The sequence below is a fragment of the Microcoleus sp. B4-C1 genome (genome assembly GCF_036705285.1).
GTDB lineage: Bacteria > Cyanobacteriota > Cyanobacteriia > Cyanobacteriales > Microcoleaceae > Microcoleus.
This window is the reverse complement of the sequence record NZ_JAUBUC010000054.1, coordinates 24,228-45,857: the sequence shown is the minus strand read 5'-3', so window position 1 is coordinate 45,857 and position 21,630 is coordinate 24,228. Positions and strand designations below refer to the sequence as shown.

At 44.9% G+C, this 21,630-nt stretch carries 19 protein-coding genes and 1 pseudogene; 7 read left to right on the top strand and 13 right to left on the bottom strand.

What is annotated here, in order from left to right:
- Positions 1 to 83: 83 nt before the first annotated feature.
- The 5 genes and pseudogenes from QUB26_RS20650 to fmdA form a co-directional block, all read right to left on the bottom strand.
- Positions 84 to 469, bottom strand: a pseudogene (locus QUB26_RS20650) (7-cyano-7-deazaguanine synthase).
- Between the two features lie 132 nt (positions 470 to 601).
- Positions 602 to 2,377 carry an ATP-binding protein gene (locus QUB26_RS20645; protein WP_333241193.1) on the bottom strand — a complete coding sequence of 592 codons (1,776 nt, stop codon included), beginning with the start codon at positions 2,375 to 2,377 and terminating at the stop codon, positions 602 to 604.
- Positions 2,378 to 2,618: 241 nt separating this feature from the next.
- A complete protein-coding gene (locus QUB26_RS20640; protein ID WP_333319493.1) occupies positions 2,619 to 5,375 on the bottom strand; it encodes a DNA methyltransferase in 2,757 nt (918 codons plus the stop codon).
- 372 nt (positions 5,376 to 5,747) lie between these two features.
- Complete coding sequence (locus tag QUB26_RS20635) at positions 5,748 to 6,011, bottom strand: zinc ribbon domain-containing protein (protein WP_333319491.1); 264 nt, start codon at positions 6,009 to 6,011, stop codon at positions 5,748 to 5,750.
- 283 nt (positions 6,012 to 6,294) lie between these two features.
- The gene (fmdA, locus tag QUB26_RS20630; RefSeq protein WP_333319489.1) at positions 6,295 to 7,470 is read right to left on the bottom strand and encodes a formamidase; all 1,176 of its coding nucleotides are present in this window, start codon (positions 7,468 to 7,470) and stop codon (positions 6,295 to 6,297) included.
- 203 nt (positions 7,471 to 7,673) lie between these two features.
- Here fmdA and QUB26_RS20625 point away from each other — a divergent pair, with 203 nt between their 5' ends.
- The 5 genes from QUB26_RS20625 (at position 7,674) to ureC (ending at position 12,246) form a co-directional block, all read left to right on the top strand.
- Complete coding sequence (locus tag QUB26_RS20625; protein WP_333319486.1) at positions 7,674 to 8,549, top strand: urease accessory protein UreD; 876 nt, start codon at positions 7,674 to 7,676, stop codon at positions 8,547 to 8,549.
- 162 nt (positions 8,550 to 8,711) lie between these two features.
- A complete protein-coding gene (gene ureA / locus QUB26_RS20620; RefSeq protein WP_006635319.1) occupies positions 8,712 to 9,014 on the top strand; it encodes an urease subunit gamma in 303 nt (100 codons plus the stop codon).
- Between the two features lie 34 nt (positions 9,015 to 9,048).
- Complete coding sequence (locus QUB26_RS20615) at positions 9,049 to 9,360, top strand: urease subunit beta (protein WP_333241169.1); 312 nt, start codon at positions 9,049 to 9,051, stop codon at positions 9,358 to 9,360.
- Positions 9,361 to 9,427: 67 nt separating this feature from the next.
- Positions 9,428 to 10,432: an endonuclease NucS domain-containing protein gene (locus QUB26_RS20610; protein ID WP_333319484.1), complete on the top strand. Its 1,005-nt coding sequence runs from the start codon at positions 9,428 to 9,430 to the stop codon at positions 10,430 to 10,432.
- 5 nt (positions 10,433 to 10,437) lie between these two features.
- On the top strand, positions 10,438 to 12,246 hold the full coding sequence (ureC, locus tag QUB26_RS20605; RefSeq protein WP_333292878.1) for an urease subunit alpha: 1,809 nt from the start codon (positions 10,438 to 10,440) through the stop codon (positions 12,244 to 12,246).
- A 179-nt stretch (positions 12,247 to 12,425) separates the two neighbouring features.
- Here the strand turns inward: ureC and QUB26_RS20600 are convergent, their stop codons facing one another.
- From QUB26_RS20600 to QUB26_RS20565, 8 genes are all read right to left on the bottom strand, one after another.
- Positions 12,426 to 13,055, bottom strand: a complete 630-nt coding sequence (locus QUB26_RS20600) for a hypothetical protein (RefSeq protein ID WP_333241161.1) — start codon at positions 13,053 to 13,055, stop codon at positions 12,426 to 12,428.
- Between the two features lie 342 nt (positions 13,056 to 13,397).
- Entirely contained in the window at positions 13,398 to 13,730 is a 333-nt protein-coding gene (gene crn3 / locus QUB26_RS20595; protein WP_333040230.1) for a CRISPR-associated ring nuclease Crn3/Csx3, read from the bottom strand.
- A 171-nt stretch (positions 13,731 to 13,901) separates the two neighbouring features.
- The gene (locus QUB26_RS20590; protein WP_333292880.1) at positions 13,902 to 14,852 is read right to left on the bottom strand and encodes a DUF192 domain-containing protein; all 951 of its coding nucleotides are present in this window, start codon (positions 14,850 to 14,852) and stop codon (positions 13,902 to 13,904) included.
- A gap of 19 nt (positions 14,853 to 14,871) precedes the next feature.
- Positions 14,872 to 16,722, bottom strand: a complete 1,851-nt coding sequence (locus QUB26_RS20585; protein ID WP_333292882.1) for an NAD+ synthase — start codon at positions 16,720 to 16,722, stop codon at positions 14,872 to 14,874.
- A gap of 87 nt (positions 16,723 to 16,809) precedes the next feature.
- Positions 16,810 to 17,103 carry an isochorismate lyase gene (locus QUB26_RS20580; protein ID WP_333056332.1) on the bottom strand — a complete coding sequence of 98 codons (294 nt, stop codon included), beginning with the start codon at positions 17,101 to 17,103 and terminating at the stop codon, positions 16,810 to 16,812.
- 70 nt (positions 17,104 to 17,173) lie between these two features.
- Positions 17,174 to 17,923, bottom strand: a complete 750-nt coding sequence (locus QUB26_RS20575; RefSeq protein WP_333241154.1) for an NrtR DNA-binding winged helix domain-containing protein — start codon at positions 17,921 to 17,923, stop codon at positions 17,174 to 17,176.
- Positions 17,884 to 18,483 (bottom strand): nicotinate-nucleotide adenylyltransferase, encoded by a 600-nt coding sequence (locus QUB26_RS20570; RefSeq protein ID WP_333319482.1) that lies wholly within the window; start codon positions 18,481 to 18,483, stop codon positions 17,884 to 17,886. The genes QUB26_RS20575 and QUB26_RS20570 overlap by 40 nt, the downstream gene beginning before the upstream one ends.
- 76 nt (positions 18,484 to 18,559) lie before the next feature.
- Positions 18,560 to 19,984: a nicotinate phosphoribosyltransferase gene (locus tag QUB26_RS20565; RefSeq protein ID WP_333319480.1), complete on the bottom strand. Its 1,425-nt coding sequence runs from the start codon at positions 19,982 to 19,984 to the stop codon at positions 18,560 to 18,562.
- A 501-nt stretch (positions 19,985 to 20,485) separates the two neighbouring features.
- Here QUB26_RS20565 and QUB26_RS20560 point away from each other — a divergent pair.
- Both QUB26_RS20560 and QUB26_RS20555 read left to right on the top strand, forming a co-directional pair.
- Positions 20,486 to 20,635 (top strand): isochorismate synthase, encoded by a 150-nt coding sequence (locus QUB26_RS20560; protein WP_333143642.1) that lies wholly within the window; start codon positions 20,486 to 20,488, stop codon positions 20,633 to 20,635.
- A 39-nt stretch (positions 20,636 to 20,674) separates the two neighbouring features.
- A complete protein-coding gene (locus tag QUB26_RS20555; RefSeq protein WP_333241235.1) occupies positions 20,675 to 21,622 on the top strand; it encodes an SPFH domain-containing protein in 948 nt (315 codons plus the stop codon).
- Positions 21,623 to 21,630 lie beyond the last annotated feature (8 nt).

The window sequence follows — 21,630 nt, the reverse complement described above, 5'->3', positions numbered from 1 at the left end:
TTTTTGGACGGGCGGGACGCCCATCCCACTTTCAAGAGTGGAAGTTATTTAATTCTCATTCCTCACAGGAATCGCCAACGCCGTCAGCAATCAGCAACTTTACCGCCGCCGTAACAAAACCAAGTTTTTTTGCAAGGCACTCCCCCATTATTGCCTAATTTAATGATTGCTGTCTTTTTTAGCTCAATCAGAGGTATTAAGATAGAGAGTGCATCGCCTTCTCTCCCCTATTATGCCCCGATCCGAAATACTTCTTGCATGGCTTGAATATAATGGGGGCGACAGTCTCGATAGCCGGAATAATCTAAGTGTTGACACTAATGTAAACGCGATCGGCGTTGAGAGTTTCGACCCCGGAGATGCCAAAACTTAGAAAAATTGTATTGCGATCGATAACGTAGGTGATGGGCAGGCTTTCGGAGATTGGATCGAGGGTGCGATCGCGCTTAAGCGTCTGGCTATCCTGCAACCGCTTTGAAGGGAGCGATCGCCTCAACGGATCTCTGATGGTGTACAATCCCGTATCACCAGCACGCCTCAAGAGGACTTTGATTGTCTAATTTTTGCACGTCCAAACAAAAACGAAGTCGCCCCGCGAATATTACACAGCAACTGGCAAAGTAATCACAAATTCCGTACCCTGTCCTATTTGAGAATTCACCTCTATTTTGCCTTGATGCTTGGCAAGGATTTGATAGGAAATAGCCAATCCTAATCCAGTACCTTTGCCGATCGACTTTGTAGTAAAAAATGGGTCAAAAATCTGTTGGGCACAGGCTGCTGCAATTCCCGGCCCGTTATCCCGAATCTTGACGGTGACAGTATTGTCGGCTGTAATTTCCGTGCTCACCCAAATCGTTGGCGAATAGCCTTTGTCTTCCTTTTTCACCTCCTCCAGCGCATCTATTGCATTACTAATAATATTCATAAATACTTGATTTAGTTGCGCGGGATAGCACTCAACCGCAGGCAAATTGCCGTAGTGTTTAATAACTTGAATACCTTGTTTGAGCCGATGATTGAGAATTACGAGGGTGCTATCAATTCCTTCGTGAATGTCGGCTGATTTCATTTTTCCGTCGTCCGATCGCGAAAAATTCCGCATGGATACGACAATTTCGCGAATGCGATCGGCTCCCATTTTCATCGAAGAGAGGGTTTTTGGCAAATCTTCTCTGAGAAATTCGAGTTCAATGTCTTCGATGCGCTCTAGAATGGCATCTGGTGGGTTGGGATAGTATTCTTGATAGAGAGTTACCAAACCTGCCAAATCTTCGATGTATTGGTTGGCATAGTCAATGTTGCCCCCGATGAAGTTGACAGGATTGTTGATTTCGTGGGCTATCCCTGCCACCATTTGACCGAGAGATGACATTTTTTCGGTTTGAATTAATTGGGATTGAGTTTCTTTGAGTTCTTTTGTATACTCACTAACTCGCTGAATCAATTGATTGAAAGAGACAGCTAAAACTCCTATTTCGTCGTCGGTTGTGACTGGTACTTGCAGGTTAAAATTCGATTCGCGAGCGACTTGCTGAGCGACATTAGTGACGGTTTCGAGGGGTTGGGCGATCGCGCGGCTGGTTTTGTCCGCTAGCGCCGCGGCGATGAGTGCTGAAATTAGCATACTTCCGAGAATAATTCGGTTTCGCAAATTTTCAGATTCTTCTAATGCTTGGGTTCCTTCCTGTTTGTGAATTTCTACTTGAGAAATTAGCTCAGTTAAACGTTGAGCGAGGTTATCTAGTACGATCGCCTCTTGGCCGCTGCTAGTCCTCAACATTTGTAGCTGTGCGGACTCGATGCTGTTGGGGGGCAAATTCCAAACTTCCGCTTCTTTTAACTGCAATTTAATTAGCTGACCGTAGTAATCAATGACGAGGGCAGATTTCTTCAATATAGCGTGCAATGCTGCCTCTTCTGTTGCTAGTCTGTTGGGATGTTCTCGTGCGAAAGATTCAAGTTCTGAAATCAGGATTTTGGCCTGATTGATTTGCCCAAAAAAGCGATCGTGTTCGTATTGCAGCCACACGGCGTTTCCCAAAACGGCCGGCAATCTCGCCGCGTGCGATCGGGCTTCAAATACGGTATTTTGCAAATTTTGCAGCAGTTGCTGCTGCTGCCCAGCAACATTGACCTGAACTAAAGCTTGCTGGTGAAAGTAGTCTCCCAATCTCAGTCCCGCACCAGTTCCCAAAATCGCTATGCCGATAGCTAAAGCATAGCCATAGCTGATTTTTTGACCGATACGCAAATAGTTGAATCGTCCTTTTAGCCAACTTATATTAATATTTGAATGGTGTAACAAGGTTTTTTTAGCAGAGTGTTCTTGCTCTACTTTGCTATCTTGGGGCTGAGTGTGGGTAAAGAATAACATTGAAAGCTCCTCCCAAAACAATCAGGAGTAATTGAGCGAATAAATGCAGAAGGCACTTATGCTGAAAGCAGAAAGCTGTTTTGAGTGTTTAATTTTTAAATTTTAAATTTTTAACTCAAAAATCACAACTCAAGACTCAAGGCTTCCCCTAGTATCTCTCTTTTTCGACTAGAGTGTTTGTGATCTATATCAACAATCTATGTGATTATACGCAAATTTACAAAAGTTATGATAAGAGCGATTAGTATTTGTAGTCAGTTGGAACACAAGCCCCAACTACCGGCTCTCCCCGTTTTTCTTGTTCTGCCAGTTCTAGGTTGAATTCCAGCACTTTTGCTAAAATATCGTCGCTGTCAGTAAATCCATAAGCTGCATTACATTCGCGATCGAGCGCTTCATGAAGTTTATAAAGTTGACTTGTGGGTTCTTCAAAAAACTTATTGTAAAGTTGAGTAATTCCCCACTGCTTTGCGGACATTTGTTGAGTGCGGTATTGATGCAATTCGACCGCCGTTGCCCGAATTTGCTCTACTGATTTACGAGTCGGTGTCTGGGGAAATGCGAAAGTTTCAAAGCAGGTATTGTGGGTGTATGCGATATCTCCTTTGAGAGTTGATTTTTGAGCGTGCATCCAAATTCGGTGAATGTTAGATGAGAGAATGCCGAGAATATAAAAGTCTTCTGAGGCAACAACTACTGATTTGTCTCCCGGCAGCCAACTAACGGGAGCGGGAATGAAGACAGCCCACTTTGAGACTCTCGGTACAGTGAAGTAGTGAGATAAGGGGGCGATCGCCTTTCTCATTCCTTGATTAGTACGCTTAAATCTCCACCACTTTTCTCGCAGAATAGCTTCGCGGTTTTGCTCGCGTTCAGGTTTAACATGAATCCTAATATGCTCTAGTGGTAGTTCGTAATTGCTAGCTTCTTCAATACTCATATCATTAAAATCAATAATCCAGCGTTCAGGCGTACAATTAGGATTTTTTGCGAGATTTGCCCCCATTGAAAAAAGTTTAAGAACCTCTTGATTTTTCGCATCAGCTTTAATCCAATCATTAACCTGCTGTTGAGTAACAATAAACCCCATTCCCACTGGAATTACACCTTGAAAGCATTTGTTTGAGTTCGCTGACAACCGGGCAGCTTGAGAAACATCAATCGTAGCTTGTAGCGAAGAGTTAATACTTGAAACCGCGAGATTATCTAAATAATAAAGTTTCTGCTTTTCCTTGCTCCAGTTAATCAAACTAACATGAACCTTAGCTTCTCCAGACCAAGGCTGAGTAGAAACGGCTGCATAAATGTAACCGCCATTTTGCGCGACATAATCTAAAGCAGCAGCACGACTTTTACCTTGACTAATTGAATTAGTAGCAACTAAACCAGCCCTGCCATTTAGTTCTAAATTGTTGTGAGCAATGCGAAACCAATAAGCACAAAAATCAACCGAATCTTTCACATCTGGAAAGCGTTTAAACACGCGGTCAATATATTCATCTCCCAGGGCAATCCTCATGTGCTTTCCCCCTAAAAACGGAGGATTCCCGATAATCGCGTCAGCCTTCACCCAATCAGTAAATAAAGCATCAGCACAGACAATATTTTTATCCAAAGTGTCTAAAGGCAGAGAAGGTTCTTTCAATCCCAAATTATCGATCGCCACCTTGCGGTCAATCATGAGCGTCACCCGCGCCAACTCCACCGCAAACGAGTTAATATCCATGCCGTAAAATTGCTGCGGCGTGACTAAATTCATATAACCTCTTGTACCGTCGAACTCGTTTAGCTTATCTAAAAGTAACTTTTCAACTTGCTTGAGTTCCTGATAAGCTACATACAGAAAATTACCCGAACCACAAGCCGGATCTAGGACGCGATAGCGACCTAATTCTTGGTGCAGATTTTGCAGTTTGGCTACGGTATTTGCAGCGTTAATTCGCTCTTCCCAGTAATAGCTAATTGTGGGCAAAACAATGCGACGAATGTCTCCCTCAGTAGTAAAGTGAATCCCGTAAGCGCGGCGCTGTTTTTTATCTGTTTTCAAAGCGGATTCAAAGATATTGCCAAAAATAGAAGGCCGTACCTGACTCCAATTTTGTTCTGCACAAACTTCTAATATTTTCAACTCTCCCTGTTGCAGTTCAATGGGGTGTATTTCCGAAAATAATCCGCCGTTGAAATACTCGACTCCTTCATAACGTCCTGCGGGGGTGACTCCCTGCTGATTCATTGCTTGAAATAAGCCGCCCAAGACATCGTAAGAACTTGCTCCTTCCAGACAATCTTTGACGCAGCGAGTAAAGAGTGCAGGCGGCAAAAGTCCCCTATCTTCGGCAAACATTGCTAAGACGCATTGCAACACAAATCGCTGGGCCTGAAACTGATTAAATTTAGCAAATTTGCGCTCTTTTCCGCGATCGATTAGCATTTCCAGTAGCATCCCCATTCTGCTAGCAGCTTTTTCGGTAATCTCGACTTGGTTGTTTTTGAATATGGGGCGGCGGCTGGTAGATTCCATGAAGGCAAAAGCGGGCGATCGCGCGGGCAATTGCTTTAGGGATATAATGTCTACAGGCTGATCCGGCTGAAGGTCGAAATCGTAAATGTGAAACTCGTCAAAATTGCACATCATCACGTAGCGCGGGCGATCGTCTTTTTTGAGGCGAATATAATAGCGTTCTGTTTGGGTGCGGTGTTCTCTTTTAGTCAAGTCTTCGCCCCGTTTTTTCATTTCAATCAAAACGTGCTTTTTCCACACCAAATCAGCAAATCCGAGTTGACCTTTTTTGCTACTTTTTTCTATGCGTTCCTCGTAGGTTGCGCCTGCTTCTAATGCCCCCTCGTGGCCGAAAGCCCGAAAGAAGCGGTCTAAAAATACCTGTGCTTGTCCTTTTTCATCGCCTGTAATGTGTTGCTGGCAGTAGGTGACGAATTTCTGGAGGCTTTCAGGGGTGGCTGGCATGGGAGGATAATTTAAAACGCATATTAATACCATTTTTCTAAAGATGTGCTATGGATGAAGTCTTAGCCCCCCCTTAATAAGGGGGGGTTGGGGGGGTAATATCTAGCGCTACTTTATGAAATTGGTATAATTAGTATAATCTGGTTAGACGTTACGCAGCGATCGCTTAAAATTTCGATACTCCCTAGCCTTTTTTAAAGAGAGTAGAATTGATTCATACTTCCTTGGCCCGCCAGGGACTTAAGTCCCTGTCTAATAGCAAAAGTCGGTTGAAACCGACTGAAATACAGGACTTACGCACAGCAAGCAAATACTAACTTTACAGTCCTCTTAAGAGGACTTTCGCTTTGAGGCAGGGAATTCATTCCCTGCCGGACTATCGGACTGTCGGAATATCAAACTCCATCAGTGACCGATCATCCAAGGTCGTCCCCCTCGGTGTTCGCGATTCCGCTGCGGTTTAGGTTCCTCAGAACGCTTAACTACCTCCGGTTCCCGATTTTCTTGACCTTTCAAGCGCAGCTTTCCAGTTAGAATCATCGGCGGCGAAAAGATGCGTTTAGCAACAGTTTCGCAATTCGGGCAAAGCACCGGTGTATCTGCTTCTGCAAGAGGGCGCCACTTATCAAAAATGCCGCAAGTTTCACACCTAAAATCGTAAAGAGGCATATCAATTTTTGATTGTAGATTTGGGATGCAATGACTAGGCGGCGGGCCACACATTGTGTCAATTTAAGTTCAACTTAAGGTCAAAGTTAGTATCAGTCTGCTGTCTGAGTCACATTCCTCTAGATCCCCCCTAGCCCCCCTTAAAAAGGGGGGGACAAGAGCGCTCAAAGTCCCCCTTTTTAAGGGGGATTTAGGGGGATCTAGACTCGGATAAAAGCGAGAGATACAGAGGGCTTTAGTCTTAAGTTCACACCCCCATGACTGGCCCGGCCCGCCCTACTAATTAAGATGGCAGAATATCCATCTGGAAAATTTCTGTCGGTAAAGCAATCGTGCAGCAAGCATTAGGAATATCCACAATGCCGCTGATGCGACCCTCAACCGGAGCACAACTTAAGAGCAAATACGCTTGTTCTCCGGTAAAACCAAACTTTTTCAAATATTCGATCGCATTCAAACAAGCTCGGCGATAAGCAACGTGGGCATCCATATAATACTGCTGACCCGTAAATTCATCAACAGAAATCCCTTCAAAAACCAGGTACTCAGAATAGCGGGGTTCCACCGGCCCGGGTTTGAAAATCGGGTTGACCATCGCGTATTTATCCATGCCACCTTTGATAATATCAACGTGGAGGTCGATGTACCCCGACATTTCAATTGCCCCGCAGAATGAAATCTCCCCGTCTCCTTGAGAAAAGTGAATATCTCCCATCGAAAGTTTCGCGCCTTCGACATAAACCGGGAAATAAATTCTCGAACCCCGCGACAGGTTTTTAATATCGCAATTGCCGCCGTGTTCGCGGGGAGGAACTGTGCGCGCCGCTTCTGCCGCAACTCGCTCGAACTCTGCCCCTTGCAGCGACCCCAAAACTGCATTCTTGGCGTTCGGCAGCGCTGCTAAAGGCGGCACTCTGTCGGGATTTGTTGCTACTAATTCCGCTTCCCGTTTGTTCCATTTATTCAACAATTCCTGAGAAGGAGCGCAGCCGATTAAACCCGGATGAGTAATCCCAGCAAACCTGACTTTTGGTATGTGTCTGGAAGCGGTATAAATTCCCTGAAAATCCCAAACTGCTTTAGCAGCAGTCGGAAAATGTTCTGTCAAGAAACCGCCACCGTTTTCTTTTGCAAAAATTCCCGTAAAACCCCATTCATCCCCTTGCAAAGCCCCGATATCGAGGATATCAACTACTAAAATATCCCCCGGCTGCGCGCCGTTAACGTAAATTGGCCCGCTCAAAACGTGAACTACTGTTAAGTCTACATCGCGAATGTCGTCGGGATTGTCGTCATTTTTAATTTGTCCGTCTGTCCAGTCTTTGCACTCAATGCGAAATACATCGCCGGGATTGACGGAAACTACTGCTGGAATATCTGGATGCCAGCGATTGTGGCCGACTAATTCCTGTTCGGACATCGGTTTGGTCAAATCAACTTTGAAGAGAACTTGAGGCATATTCTGCACTCCTCTAGTTACTGATTTTTACATGGTACGCGCATCTTCGCCGATCTGATGGTTGATAAATGTAAATTATTATACTAATAAGTGGAGAAACCAAAAATATTTCAGAGAACGATTATCATTATTTAACTAATTGCAGGGAAGCGCCGCAGTCGTGGTATGTTTTTGATCGGGAATGTTTTTAAATTAAAAAATTAGTGACTGAAAATTTGACCAAACAACATATAGATCAAGTTAAAAATGGCTGGCACGGCAGCCTGAATTTAGTCTACGCTAACCGCAGCGGTGCAACTCAAATCATTCACAATCAAATGCAAGCGCCCCTCAAGGTGCAGCGCCCGTTTTATCCTGAAGGGAAAGACGTTTGTCACAGCGTCATCTTGCACACGGCTGGGGGAGTTGTCGGGGGCGATCGACTTTCCAGCCATTTTCACCTCCAACCCAACGCCAAAGCCTTGATTACAACGGCCGCCGCTGGTAAAATCTATCGCAGCAGCGGACTAGAATCACAACAAAATATTGACATTCAATTAGATATCGGTGCTAATTTAGAATGGCTGCCACAGGAAACAATAGTTTTTGACGGCGCAATATATCGGCAAAATTTGCGGGTAGAATTAGCACCAACAGCGAGGATTTTACTGTGGGAAATTACCAGATTTGGACGCAGTGCTAGGGGCGAAAAGTTCTTGTCTGGAGAATGGCGATCGCACACCGAAATCTGGCAAGAAAACACCCCTTTATGGATTGACAGACAATTGCTCAAAGGTGGAGAAAAAATGCTCGAAAGTCCTCACGGACTCGCAGGAAAACCCGTAGTCGCCACCCTCGCTTGGGTAGGCGAACCCGTCACCACAGAGTTCGTGGAAAAAGTGCGAGATTTGCCATCTGAGGCAACAATTTATCCTGGTAATTCCACCGTCGGCGTGACTCGTATTCCTAACGGTTTGCTGTGCCGATATCGCGGTACATCCACAACTGCAGCGAGAGACTGGTTTGTCAGCATTTGGCACTTGCTGCGCTTGTCTTTTTCAGAACGCCCTTGCTGTTTGCCCAGAGTTTGGATAAAATAGGATGATCTTTGAGTTTCAATCTATAGTTGCCCTCCTAACTAGATTATTCATCTCTCTCTTCTCTGACTCTGCGCCCTCTGCGCCCTCTGCGGTTTAATCATTCAGAAACAACCGTAAACGATATCATAACCCAATAATGCGATCGCACTTACAAGAATAAAAATGCAACTCACCCCCCAAGAAAAAGACAAACTGCTGATTTTCACCGCCGCCCTAGTAGCAGAGCGCCGGAAACAAAGAGGTTTAAAATTAAACTATCCAGAAGCACTAGCCTACATTTCCGCCGCCATTTTAGAAGGAGCAAGAGATGGCCTCACCGTCGCCGATTTAATGAGTTACGGAACAACTCTCCTGACGCGGGAAGATGTGATGGAAGGGATAGCAGAAATGGTGCATGAAGTCCAGGTTGAGGCGACTTTCCCCGACGGAACTAAGTTGGTAACAGTGCACGATCCGATCCGTTAAAAAAATCAACCAGAGAGACTCATAGGAGGAAAAGATGATTCCAGGAGAAATGATTGTTTCAGCAGGTGAAATAGAATTAAATGCCGATCGCCCAACGGTGCGGTTGCTGGTAGGGAATACGGGCGATCGACCCATTCAAATCGGTTCCCACTATCACTTTTATGAAGCCAACGAAGCCTTAGAATTTAATCGAGAACAAACAAAAGGAATGCGGTTGGATATCCCCGCAGGGACAGCAGTCAGGTTTGAACCGGGAGATGAAAGGGAAGTGCAATTAGTGCCGTTTGTTGGTACTCGTCAAGTCTACGGCTTTAATGGAAAAGTGAATGGTATGTTAGATGGATGAGGTTTTTAGAGGGACGAGACTTTTTGGCATAAATTAAAAAGAATAATTAGTAGGAGTATAATTCGATATGCCCGATCAAATTAGATTGTGGGAAATATCAAAGGATAAATTGAAGGAAATTACCCAATCTAAGTTAGACTTAGAATCTCGTTTAGAAACCTGGCTAGAGAATGATATTTCAATCCTAGCAGATGATCTCTTGGTAATTGGTCGGCAAGTGATTACTGATTATGGTGGACAACTTGACCTTTTATGTATAGATAGGAACGGAGATTTAGTCATTGTTGAGTTAAAGAAGGACAAAACAGCAAGAGAAGTAACAGCACAAGCCTTGGATTACGCCTCATGGGTTAAGGATTTGTCAAACGAGAGAGTTAGAGAAATTGCCAATGCTTATTTACTGACGAAAAATGGCAGTAACTTAGAAAAGGCTTTCTGTGAGAAATTTAGCTCAGAATTCCCGGATATTTTGAATGCTCAGCACAACATTATAATTGTAGCTGCACAGATTGATAGTAGTTCGGAAAGGATTATTAAATACTTATTAGAAACTTATGGGGTGAGAATCAATGTCGCAACATTCCAGTATTTATGTGACTCTAGTGGTAGAGAGTTACTAGCAAGAAAATTATTGATTGAGGCTGAAATAAAACCTGTAAATATAATATCAAAAAGAAAGCCCAACTTGACCCTGGAAGAATTAATTGAAATAGCAGAGAGCAATGAAGTTGGAAAAGTGTATAGACTACTTTACAACGAAATTATACCACAAATATTTTGGATAAATACAACAACAAGAGGTCTGGCATTGAGAGGAACAAGTCAAAATAGCCAAGTTATCTTCAATCTTTTGTTAACTGAAAGCACGCCTAGGGAGGGTCTAAAGTTTAAGGTATACATAGATAGATTGTCAAACTATTTAAACATTGATGTAGAAGAGTTTGCTAATTTGTTACCTAACTATCAAGAAATAGCACAAGATGATTTTTTTGGTTCAATTGGTGAAGGATTCTTTAAAACAGAAGAACAGGTGAACCAGTTTGTGGGAAAATTAAATCAAGTAAGGAGCTAATTAATATGAGTTACAGAATGGATCGCCGCGCTTACGCGGAAACTTTCGGACCGACAACGGGCGATCGCGTCCGGTTAGCCGATACAGAATTATTCATAGAAGTTGAAAAAGACTTCACAACCTACGGGGATGAAGTTAAATTTGGCGGTGGCAAAGTCATTCGCGACGGCATGGGACAGTCGCCTATTTCTAATGCAGACGGCGCTGTTGACACGGTGATTACTAATGCTTTAATATTAGATTGGTGGGGAATTGTAAAAGCAGATGTTGGGATTAAAGACGGCAAAATTTACAAAATTGGTAAAGCCGGAAATCCTTATATTCAAGACAGAGTAGATATTATTATCGGGCCTGGTACTGAAGTGATTGCCGGTGAAGGAATGATTCTCACCGCTGGGGGGATTGACACTCACATTCACTTTATTTGTCCGCAGCAAATTGAAGTGGCGATCGCCTCTGGAATCACGACAATGATCGGCGGCGGCACTGGCCCCGCAACGGGTACAAACGCCACAACTTGTACTCCGGGGCCTTGGCATATGTACCGAATGCTGCAAGCAGCCGACGCTTTCCCGGTAAATCTAGGATTTTTAGGTAAAGGAAATAGCAGTCAACCCCAAGGATTAGTCGAACAAATCTTTGCCGGTGCAATGGGTTTAAAACTCCACGAAGATTGGGGAACTACACCAGCAACGATCGACACTTGTTTGAGTGTAGCTGACGAGTACGATGTGCAAGTTGCAATTCACACTGATACTCTCAATGAAGCGGGATTTGTGGAAGCTACAATTGCGGCTTTTAAGAATCGAGCTATTCATACTTACCACACCGAAGGTGCTGGTGGCGGACACGCACCGGATATTATTAAAGTGTGCGGCCAAGCTAATGTTTTGCCTTCGTCAACTAACCCGACTCGCCCTTACACTGTCAACACTTTGGAAGAACATTTAGATATGTTGATGGTGTGCCACCATTTGGATCGAGGCATTCCTGAAGATGTGGCTTTTGCTGAATCGAGAATTAGAAGGGAAACTATTGCTGCTGAGGATATTTTGCACGATTTAGGTGCTTTTAGTATGATTGCTTCTGACTCGCAGGCGATGGGAAGAGTTGGAGAGGTGATTATTCGGACTTGGCAAACGGCACATAAAATGAAGGTTCAAAGGGGGAATTTACCCCCCCTAACCCCCCCTTATCAAGGGGGGGAAACAAGAGGGATAACCCCCCCTTATCAAGGGGGGGAAACAAGAGGGATAACCCCCCCTTACCAAGGGGGGGAAACAGAGGGGATTAATGACAATTTTCGGGTGAAGCGGTACATTGCGAAATATACAATTAATCCGGCGATTACTCACGGAATTAGTCAGTATGTCGGTTCGGTGGAAGAGGGGAAATTGGCGGATTTGTGTTTGTGGCGGCCGGCTTTTTTTGGGGTGAAACCGGAACTGGTAGTTAAAGGAGGGGCGATCGCCTACGGGCAGATGGGAGATGCTAACGCCAGCATTCCGACGCCGCAACCGGTGCATATGCGGCCGATGTTTGGCAGTTTTGGCGGTGCGATTGGGGCGACTTGTCTGACGTTTGTTTCCCAAGCTGCGCGCGATCGAGATATTGCCGCACAGCTAGGTTTGCAAAAGCCCACTGTAGCAGTTTCCGGAACCCGACAAATTAGTAAAAGAGACATGAAACTCAACGATTATTTGCCACAAATGGAAGTCGATCCAGAAACTTATGAAGTCAGGGCGGATGGGGAATTGTTAACTTGCGAACCGGCAACTGTTTTGCCAATGGCCCAGCGGTACTTTTTGTTTTGATATAAGTTCGTAGCATAGTAGATATGTAGGTTGGGTTGAGGAACGAAACCCAACTCCAACGCTTCGTTAAAGCCAACCTACATATCTGGAGTTGGGTTTCACTTCGTTCAACCCAACCTACGTATATTATCAGCGATCGAGCGGGTCTGATATACTCCTGAAATAATTGGTGGTGAAATTCAATTTCCTCCGGCTTTGCCGCCACCTGCAACAAGCGATCGCACTATCAAACCCTGACACAAAAACCAAAAATAAAGTGCAATATTAATCCCGCTCAACAGTTTCGGTATTCCCTCCAGCAAGCTCGAAATGATCTCGTTTTTCAAAGGCAGCGCTTCTGCAAAAAAGGCAACAAATAACAAACCAACGCCACTCAGCAGTAAAGGATAGGGAGTCGAGCGAATTTGTCTCCGAAAAGCTAATCCGTATGCAATTGCCAGCACCGCGTAAAATATGACAATTGTCACTTTCGGAAAACCCGCACGGCCCAGATGAACGTGGGTGCGAAAAACTTCATTGAATAGAAAGCAACCTGCAAACAGTGCCGAATATAAAATAAATCGATTTTCTGGGCGATCGGGTTGAATAATTCTCAGCAATCCCAAGGTAAAAGCGCACACCATTACCGATAAATAAAATAACATTTGAAACGCCAAGAAAAAGAAACCTGCACCCGGATACGTGGCAGAACAAGGCGGCAAAAATAACCCTTTTACTGAAGAACCGAATAAACTCAGACACGCCGTCACTAGCCCAACTAGCACTAAAGTTAGACTATTGAACAACAATACAGTTCTGTAATTTGCCATAATTAATAACTAAGAAATAACAACTAACAATAGTATATTGCCCGTCAAACTATTTTTTTGCCTTAGTGCGGATTCAGTAAGGTGCATGACAACACCAACTGCACGCTAAACAGCGCAGATGTTTTGTGAATTTATACGGATTGCTGTGCGTGCATCTGTGGCTAATAATCTTCTGAGGCAGCTATAGCAATGCTAAATGACTCGTAAATTTTTTACCCCACCCCAACCCTCCCCGAAGCCGCGGGGAGGGAGTAAGAAATTCACAGTCGCTAAGGCAGGTAAGATTCCCCCACTACGGGAAGTTTTATTTTTATTTATTATCACCTAAAACTCAGGAGAGTCTTAATCGCTTGGTAAACTCAATTTTAATACCTGTCCAACAGATACCTCGTGCTTGTGCGTCGCTACTACCACGGCACCTTCTAATCGCGGATCGTAACATCCAACCCAAGCCGCAGGATGACATTCGTGTACTAAATACCCGTACAGCCAAATTGCCCCTCTACCTTCAATGACAATTCCTTGGCTCAATTGAACGTCTTGAGGAAGTTTCAAACCTTGTAAATCATTGGGTGTGATAATACCGTCTTGAGTTGTAATTCGCAAGCGCAAATGTTGGTAAGCTAAACCGTCTTGAGTTTGATGTGGGATTATTTTTAATTCAATAGGATTCATTGGATGCACAAATGTTGAAGGCTGCGATCAAATCATATCATGTCCGGTAGTATGGGCGGGGGCGGGTTTATTATATTGTAGATTATGGGCAATTATTGTTTGTGAACCCGCCCCTACAAAATTTAATATCATACAAGTCCGAATCAAACAGACATGATTTCATCTACCTTTTTAGGGTAAATTGGGAATCCGATCGCCCACTTTCAATCCCAATTGGGCCGCCCTTCCGCCTCTGAGTTCAATAACTCCGTCAACGGGAACATCCGGGCCGTAGTTGGGGCAGGTTTCGGTCAAACACGGCGGTACATTAGGAATTATTGCCTGCACTACGCCTTCCCGCAGAAAAACCATATCGAGCTCAATAAACACGTTTTTCATCCAAAAACGCACGTTTCGCGCGGGTTCGATCGGGAAAAACATTCCTCTGTCGTCTGGTAATTCTGTGCGAAACATTAAACCTGTGGCTTGTTCTTGGGGAGTTTGCGCCACTTCCAGTCCGATCCTCTGCGAGGGCTCCGCTAACGCGCGATCGGCTATAATCGTGTTAACAGAAATTGGCAAAAGCTGACCCCTATCTAGTCCGCCAAACAGCGACATAAAGTTGGATTCTGTCAGATTAGAATTTCCCAAAACAACTCCTAAATAATTACCAGAGTTTTTATCTTTCATAATAGTTTGGTTGTTGGAAACAGAAAGCTCTAAATCGCTAAACTTCATGCCTTCTGTCAAGACAATTTTATCATTGCCGTTGCCAAAATCGGTAATTATATCGGCTTCACTAATAGTAGATGCGGCGGCAGTTTTTTCCATCACAAATAAATCCTCCCCTGCGCCTCCTGTCAAGATATCCTTGCCTTCACCGCCTATTAGCAAATCGTGACCCCGATCGCCAAAAATCCAATCCGACTCTTGTCCTCCATAGATTGTATCGCTTCCCTGACCACCCGACAGCGTATCAGCGCCTTCATTTCCTGCTAGCAAGTCATTTTCCTGATCGCCAAAAATTCGGTCGTTTCCCCCCAAACCTTGAATAGTATCATTACCCGCAAATCCTCTTATCGTATCGTTGCTGAGAGTTCCCGCGAGAAAATCGAAGCCGAAAGTACCGTCGATGTTAACCATTTTGCGTTTAAGGATGGGTTTAATAGAAGGAAGATTTGGCGATCGGCATCCGCCAACCGGTACCAAAAGCTCGATCGCTAATTTTCAAACCCGGGGCTGCTTGCCGCCGTTTAAACTCCGCTTGCCTCACTAATTTTACTACACGTTTAACCACCGCTTCATCGTGTCCTGCCGCCACAATTTGTTGAACCGATTCGTGATGTTCGATCGACCGCTGCAAGATGTCATCCAAAACATCGTAATCCGGCAAAGAATCTTGGTCAATTTGCCCCGGTTTCAGTTCAGCACTAGGCGGTTTAGTAATAATATTAACCGGAATAATTTCCTTTCCCAGGGGCGGGTACGGGGGTGGGTAGGGAGAGGGCGGGCACGGGGGCACCGCCCCTACATATCCCCCAGAATTCAGCCACCTACAAAGCGAATAAACGCGAGTTTTCGGCACATCGGAAATCACCGCCAATCCCCCATTCATATCGCCGTAGAGGGTGCAGTAACCCACCGCCATTTCCGACTTATTGCCAGTCGAAAGCAGCAAATGTCCGAACTTATTAGAAATTGCCATCAACAGATTGCCTCGAATCCGCGATTGAATATTTTCCTCAGCAATGCCGAAAGTTGTATTGGCAAACAAATCGGCGAGAGTGCGATCGTAAGTTTTCATCAAATCGTCGATCGACAACATTTCGATCGCGATGCCCAGATTTCGGGCTAATTCCAAAGCATCATTAACCGAATGATCCGAACTATAAGGAGAAGGCATCAACACCCCTAGAACATTTTCGGGCCCGATCGCGCAACTGGCGATCGCCGCCACCAAAGCCGAATCTATTCCGCCACTCAAACCGAGTACAACCTTAGAAAAACCACATTTGCGAACATAATCTCGCACTCCCAAAACCAAAGCCGCCCAAATTTCTGCATCTCCAACCGCCGGATAAAAACTCAAATCAGTTGTGGAACGGGCCTCTTGCCCGTTCCCGCTGCCAACGCCACTGCCGATCGAACCTAGTTTTTGTCGTCCTTCACCTAATCCCAAATCAGTTGTGGAACGGGCAAGATGCCCGTTCCCGCTGGCAACTAAATCTTGTTTAGCTGCATCATATTCCAGCACCGCAAAATCCGTTTCAAAAGAAGCCAATACCTGAATTAAATCACCCTTTCGATTCACAGCAAAACTGCTGCCGTCAAAAATAATATCGTCATTTCCCCCTATTTGATTAGCATAAATAATCGGTATCCCGCAGCGGATGACGCTGTGCTGCAACATAGCCGATCGCACTCCCCGCTTTCCCGCAGAATAAGGCGATGCCGACAAATTCAGCACTAAATCTACACCCAATTTTGCCAAATCGGAAACAGGATCGCCCGCGTAACTCCGTTTACCCCAAAACTCCTCATTGTTCCACAAATCTTCACAAATTGTTACGCCTATTTTGACTTTGCCAATAGAAAAGTAATTGCTGTTTTCTCCCGGTTCAAAATATCTATCTTCATCAAATACATCATAAGTAGGCAACAAGCGTTTATGAAAAACTTGTTTGACCACGCCATTTTGCAACAAAACAGCGCTATTAAACAATGATTTTCCGCCTAGTTGAACAGCATTAGCATTAGGTAAGGCAGTGCCTGCTATGACTGCCAACTCCGGCGGCAAAGCTTGCGCTAGTTGCAGCAACTGTGCACCTGCATCTGCAATGAAACTCGGATTGATTAACAAATCGCGCGGCGGATAACCGATTAGGGAAAGTTCCGGTGTTAGCAATAAGTTTGCGCCCTCAACCTCAGCTTTTTTCGCAGCCTCCAGAATTAGGTTGGAGTTGCCAAAGATATCACCAATAGTAGGATTGAGTTGTGCGATCGCAATTTTCATATTACCAAATCACTTAATAAATATTGCTAACAGTCCGCCCGCGCGGACTTACTTTCCTATAGTCCTAGATTTGAATGTAGCGAAAGATTACTTTGATTTGTAATGTTTCAACTCTTCCTCAATATAATAATTTACCAAATCCCGGTAAATATTTTCAACCACATCAGGATTCAAACCCGATTGTTGAGCCCACTCGCGCCGCTGCTGTAACATATCGTGAAAGCGATCGAACGATTTAACGCTAGCTTCACTCGTTTTGAACCTTGCTGCAGCGATGACGTATTGAAATCTCTTGCTCAAAGCCTCGATCACTTCTCGATCGATGATATCAATTTCCTCCCGAACTTCGTGAATATTAGCGCATTCATCTGGATCTTTCATAGTCCGTACTCCTTAATAGCTTCTATTCTCATGTTACTAAATTGCTCCCCGAATGTCATCCAATAAACAGCTAGATAAACACCAGAGGCTTATTTTTGAAAGGAGCAAAAGCGGTCGCATCAAAGCGGTACAAACTAGCAGGGCGGCCCGCCCCGCGCGAAACCTTAACACCGGTATCGCACAAAAAACCCAATTTCAACAATCGAGCTCTAAAATTAGAATAATCAGAAAAATTTTCCCCCAAAATAGTTGTATAAAGTTGATACAAATCGCTCAAAGTAAAAAGTTCCGGCAACACTTCAAAAGCTACCGGGCTGTATTCAAGTTTGTTACGCAGTCGCCGATATCCGTATTCGAGAATTTGATTGTGATCGAAGGCCAGCTTAGGAACTTGTTGCACGGGATACCAAGCAATGCCGCCGACGCGGTGGCCCACACCCGCGACTACACTCCCAGCAATTAACTCAGCTTCCTCAAAACGAACCAAAGCAAAATAACTCACCGAAAGATAGCGATCGCCCCTGGTAATTTCCCGAGGATCGCGCCCCGGTTCTCCGAAAGTATACAATTGCTCCAGATACAAATTTTTTACCCTAATTTTCTCAGACAAAATCCGGTAAGCCGCATTTTCAAGAGACTCTCCGTGTCGCACCAAAGTACCGGGAAGACTCCAAGAATCGATAAACGGTTCGTCTGGCCGCATTAGCAACAGCACCAACAAGCGGTTCTGCACGGTATCGACGGAAAAAATAACATTATCTACTCCTACTTTAAAGTCAGCTAATGAGCAACCCTCGCTCTTGTTTGTGCCTCGTGCCATGCGTACAAATGCTCCCTATGGATGTAATCTTCGATGGTGGGAGTCAGAGCTTCCGTGTCTCCTTTTTCCCGATAGGAAGTAGAAGAAACATTGGGAGCACTCAAAGATGCGATCGCCACCTCTGCACCCATGCGCCTCAACTGCCACAAATCTAATTGTTCTGATGGATAACCGGGTCGCGGTACTATCAGCAAGTCCACTTGTTTTAACAATTGTTCAAATTTGTACCAGCGAGACAGTTGCCCCACCAAGTCCGAACCTATTACCAGCGTCAAATCTGCATTCTGCCACAGCAATTTTGCTTGTTCCACAGTTTCCACAGTCCTCGGACTGCTGAGTTCTGGATGCAAGCAAAGATTGTGTCTGGGCGAATTAATTTCTTGAATCATTAACAGCAGCATTGCCGATCGGTGTTCTAGAGAAGTTTGGTGCGACTTAAAAGGATTGTCCGACGCCCAAACTGCTACCCAATCAAAATGTTGCGAAAGCCAACTCAGAATTGTTTTATGTCCCGCTGTTGGTGGATCGGCACTGGTTCCAAAAAGAGCAATCTTCTGCATAGGGAATCGGTAATTGTTGACTGTTGACTGTTGACTGTTGACTGTTGACTACTGACTACTGACTTCAATCTAAAATCTAAAATCTAAAATCTAAAATCGATTGACTCTTTTTCGTTTTTTCGGTGAGACTCTGCAAATCTGTAGAAATTTCCACTGACGGCGAAATCGGGTTGTCAAGTTGACGAGTTTCGGGTCGAAGACTGGCGACAGAAGCAGCAGTGCGTTTGGCGATATCCTCCAAACTTTCCTGGTTCTTGACTCGTTTTCCCTCCTTGAAAACCAACTCCATTAATGGTAAGTAAGAATCGCAATTGTGAATATTTTCTCCCGACAATCCTAAACAATCTCCGAGAATTTGCCCATTTTCAATATGTCTAAAAATTTGCTTTCTTCCTGGATATGTTACCTTGCCGCTTGCCTCTTTCATCACCGGAATTCCGTCAATTTCCACCAACTTATAAACACCGTTCACAGGGGAACCGCTGACTAACTTGGTTCCCAAACCGTAACCGTCAATGCAAGCACCGCTACTTTTTAATTTAGCAATTTCTCGATCGTCCAAATCGCCACTAGCAAAAATTGGAACCCCAGGCAGGATCGATCGAACTTCCCGCGACAGCACCGCCAAATCGCCCGAATCCAGCCGCACGCCTTCCAACTGCATTTCACCGCTGTTTACTCGATCGGCCAACATCCGCGCCGCCCCCACAGTATCATAAGTATCGATCAGCAGTGGCGCCCCCGGAAAATAGCGGTGAAAAGCTGCAAACGCCTGATTCTCGCTGCCTTCGAGGGCGGCAACAGCCATTACCAAAGCATGGGCGATCGTACCGACAGGTTTGCGGCCCAACTTCAAAGCAGCCAAAACATTAGAAGTTCCGTCGAATCCCGCAGCCAGAGCCGCCCTAGCCGCCCAAACAGCAGCTTGAGGCCCAAAAGCCCTGCGCGTCCCGAATTCCAGCAACTTAGCCTCCGGGCCCGCCACATCCCGCAGCCGCGCTGCCCGCGTCGCAATCAAAGTTTGATAATTTATGGCATTCAATAAATAAGTTTCCACTAACTGAGCCTGCCACAGAGGAGCCTCAATTCGCAGCAGTGGCTCATTGGCAAAAACCGCCGTCCCCTCCGGCACCGCCCAAACATCGCCAGTAAAACGGGCTGTGGCGAGTAAAGTCCAAAATCGTTCCGGGGCGCCGGCAAAAATCCCAGTGGACTGCAAAGCCTCAATTTGCGACTGAGAAAACCGAAATTTCTCCAAATAATCGATAACTTGAGCCAAACCCATCGCGATCGCGTAGCCAAAACCTTCTGGCAGCCTGCGCGAGAACAACTCAAAACTCGCGGCCCGCCCGTCGAGCCCTTCCCCGACGTAACAAGCGGCCATCGTTAGCTGGTAGAGATCGGTCAAAAGGCTGTAATCTGCTGAAGAAACCGTTAGTTCCTGGTCTTCTAAGATTTCTTCAAAACCTGTGAGCTGCAGGCTTTCTGTGGTAGTTTTCATAAAAAAAACCCCGGACAAACTTCTTTTTCTTAATTATAGTGACAAACACCATATCTTTTTGTAAATATTTGATGAAGATTGCAGATATTTGTCGGATAAATTCGCTTATAATGCCCTTTGATAGCGGATTTCGGTTAATTTGTACATTAATATTATGGTAAATTCAATATAAATATTGAATTTAACAAACTCAGGAATTAAGCACAAACACTCAAGCGTTCCGGGTTTTTTGCGAAAATATTTCGTTGCAGCCTTTGAATAGAGTTAGAAAACCCGGTTTCTGACCGTCGGGAGGGCGATCGCGAGTGCTGGAGTTGAGCGAGGAAATAATCTACCAGCAAAAGGTCGATCGTCCAAAAATGCGTAATTTCTCCAAGCTTCAGCTTGCTTCGATGTTGCAGACCAATAAGTAATTCAAATAAATATTGCTAAACTCATCCACAGCCCCAAAATCAGAGTAATATTAAAAGTATCAGAACTCAGACAAGAGAGGCAGATTCTATGAATCTTTCTAAATCTTTGGCAAACGCGATGCGTTACGTTTCGGAAGCAGCGGTGCGGATTTTTAGCCCCAGTGATGACAACTATCCCAATAGTGGAGTTCAACCTTTTGAGGGTAAGCTCTCCAAAAGTTCTAAATCGAAAGAATGAACAGCCCTCCCGGCAGTTTCTAGTGAGTTCGGCACAGGCATTCCGTCTTTAACCGTGCGTTCTCAAGACGGTTTTGCCTTTGATTTAGAAGTAGCTCAGATTATTCACGTCGGCGCTTTGGATGCTCCAAAAGTCATCTCTCGCGTCGGCTCAATGCAGAATTTAGTTGACCATGTTTTGCAGCCGACAATTGGCAATTATTTCCGCAATTCGGCTCAAGCTTATTCTGTATTAGATTTTCTCTCCGCAAGAAGCGGCAGACAAGCGGAAGCCGCCGAGTATATCAAAGCAGCTTTGCGTACCTACGACGTGCAAGCTATTGATACTTTGATCGGGGATATTTTGCCGCCTGCAGAGTTGATGCAAACTCAAACAGATCGCAAAATTGCTGAGGAACAGTGCAAGACTTATGAGGTGCAGCAATTAGCACAAACTCAGCGGCAACAATTGGTGCGGGAAACGGCGCTAGCTGAGATTCAACAAGAGATGGTAAAATCCGAACAAGGCGTGAAGATTTCTGAGTTGAAAGCGAATTCTCAGGTGAAACAAGCTCAAGGCGAAGCAGAGTCGATTCGGGTGAAGGGAAATGCTCAAGCTGAAGCTTATCGCGCGGGTGTTGTAGCTTTGGGAGGTTCGGGTTATACGGCTTTGCAGTTAATGCAAATTATAGGCGATCGCAACGTGCGAGTTGTGCCGGATGTTGCGGTAACAGGCAACGGTAGCGGTGGCGGTTTGGTTGATGGTTTGCTGGGAATGATGATGTGGAATCAAACGGGCAAAAATGGAGAAAATGGAGGAGAATTACCTGTAGTTAAGTTACAGAAATCCGAGCCGACTGTTTTGGAATCTGCGACAAAGTTACCAGTAGCAAAAGTCCATTCAGCAAAGCCCCCGAAATCTCGCGCTCATTCGCCGGTTGGGAATTCTGAGTCTGATATTGATGCGCGGTTTGATGAATTGCCGTTTGACGATCGATCTTTTAGTTAGGCTGTGCA

Coding starts and splice junctions, on each gene's coding strand:
- QUB26_RS20645 (WP_333241193.1), bottom strand. CDS start 2,377: ATGTTATTCTTTACCCACACTCAGCCCCAAGATAGCAAAGTAGAGCAA.
- QUB26_RS20640 (WP_333319493.1), bottom strand. CDS start 5,375: ATGGTATTAATATGCGTTTTAAATTATCCTCCCATGCCAGCCACCCCT.
- QUB26_RS20635 (WP_333319491.1), bottom strand. CDS start 6,011: ATGCCTCTTTACGATTTTAGGTGTGAAACTTGCGGCATTTTTGATAAG.
- fmdA (WP_333319489.1), bottom strand. CDS start 7,470: ATGCCTCAAGTTCTCTTCAAAGTTGATTTGACCAAACCGATGTCCGAA.
- ureA (WP_006635319.1), top strand. CDS start 8,712: ATGCAACTCACCCCCCAAGAAAAAGACAAACTGCTGATTTTCACCGCC.
- QUB26_RS20615 (WP_333241169.1), top strand. CDS start 9,049: ATGATTCCAGGAGAAATGATTGTTTCAGCAGGTGAAATAGAATTAAAT.
- QUB26_RS20610 (WP_333319484.1), top strand. CDS start 9,428: ATGCCCGATCAAATTAGATTGTGGGAAATATCAAAGGATAAATTGAAG.
- ureC (WP_333292878.1), top strand. CDS start 10,438: ATGAGTTACAGAATGGATCGCCGCGCTTACGCGGAAACTTTCGGACCG.
- QUB26_RS20600 (WP_333241161.1), bottom strand. CDS start 13,055: ATGGCAAATTACAGAACTGTATTGTTGTTCAATAGTCTAACTTTAGTG.
- crn3 (WP_333040230.1), bottom strand. CDS start 13,730: ATGAATCCTATTGAATTAAAAATAATCCCACATCAAACTCAAGACGGT.
- QUB26_RS20590 (WP_333292880.1), bottom strand. CDS start 14,852: ATGGTTAACATCGACGGTACTTTCGGCTTCGATTTTCTCGCGGGAACT.
- QUB26_RS20585 (WP_333292882.1), bottom strand. CDS start 16,722: ATGAAAATTGCGATCGCACAACTCAATCCTACTATTGGTGATATCTTT.
- QUB26_RS20580 (WP_333056332.1), bottom strand. CDS start 17,103: ATGAAAGATCCAGATGAATGCGCTAATATTCACGAAGTTCGGGAGGAA.
- QUB26_RS20575 (WP_333241154.1), bottom strand. CDS start 17,923: ATGGCACGAGGCACAAACAAGAGCGAGGGTTGCTCATTAGCTGACTTT.
- QUB26_RS20570 (WP_333319482.1), bottom strand. CDS start 18,483: ATGCAGAAGATTGCTCTTTTTGGAACCAGTGCCGATCCACCAACAGCG.
- QUB26_RS20565 (WP_333319480.1), bottom strand. CDS start 19,984: ATGAAAACTACCACAGAAAGCCTGCAGCTCACAGGTTTTGAAGAAATC.
- QUB26_RS20560 (WP_333143642.1), top strand. CDS start 20,486: ATGAATCTTTCTAAATCTTTGGCAAACGCGATGCGTTACGTTTCGGAA.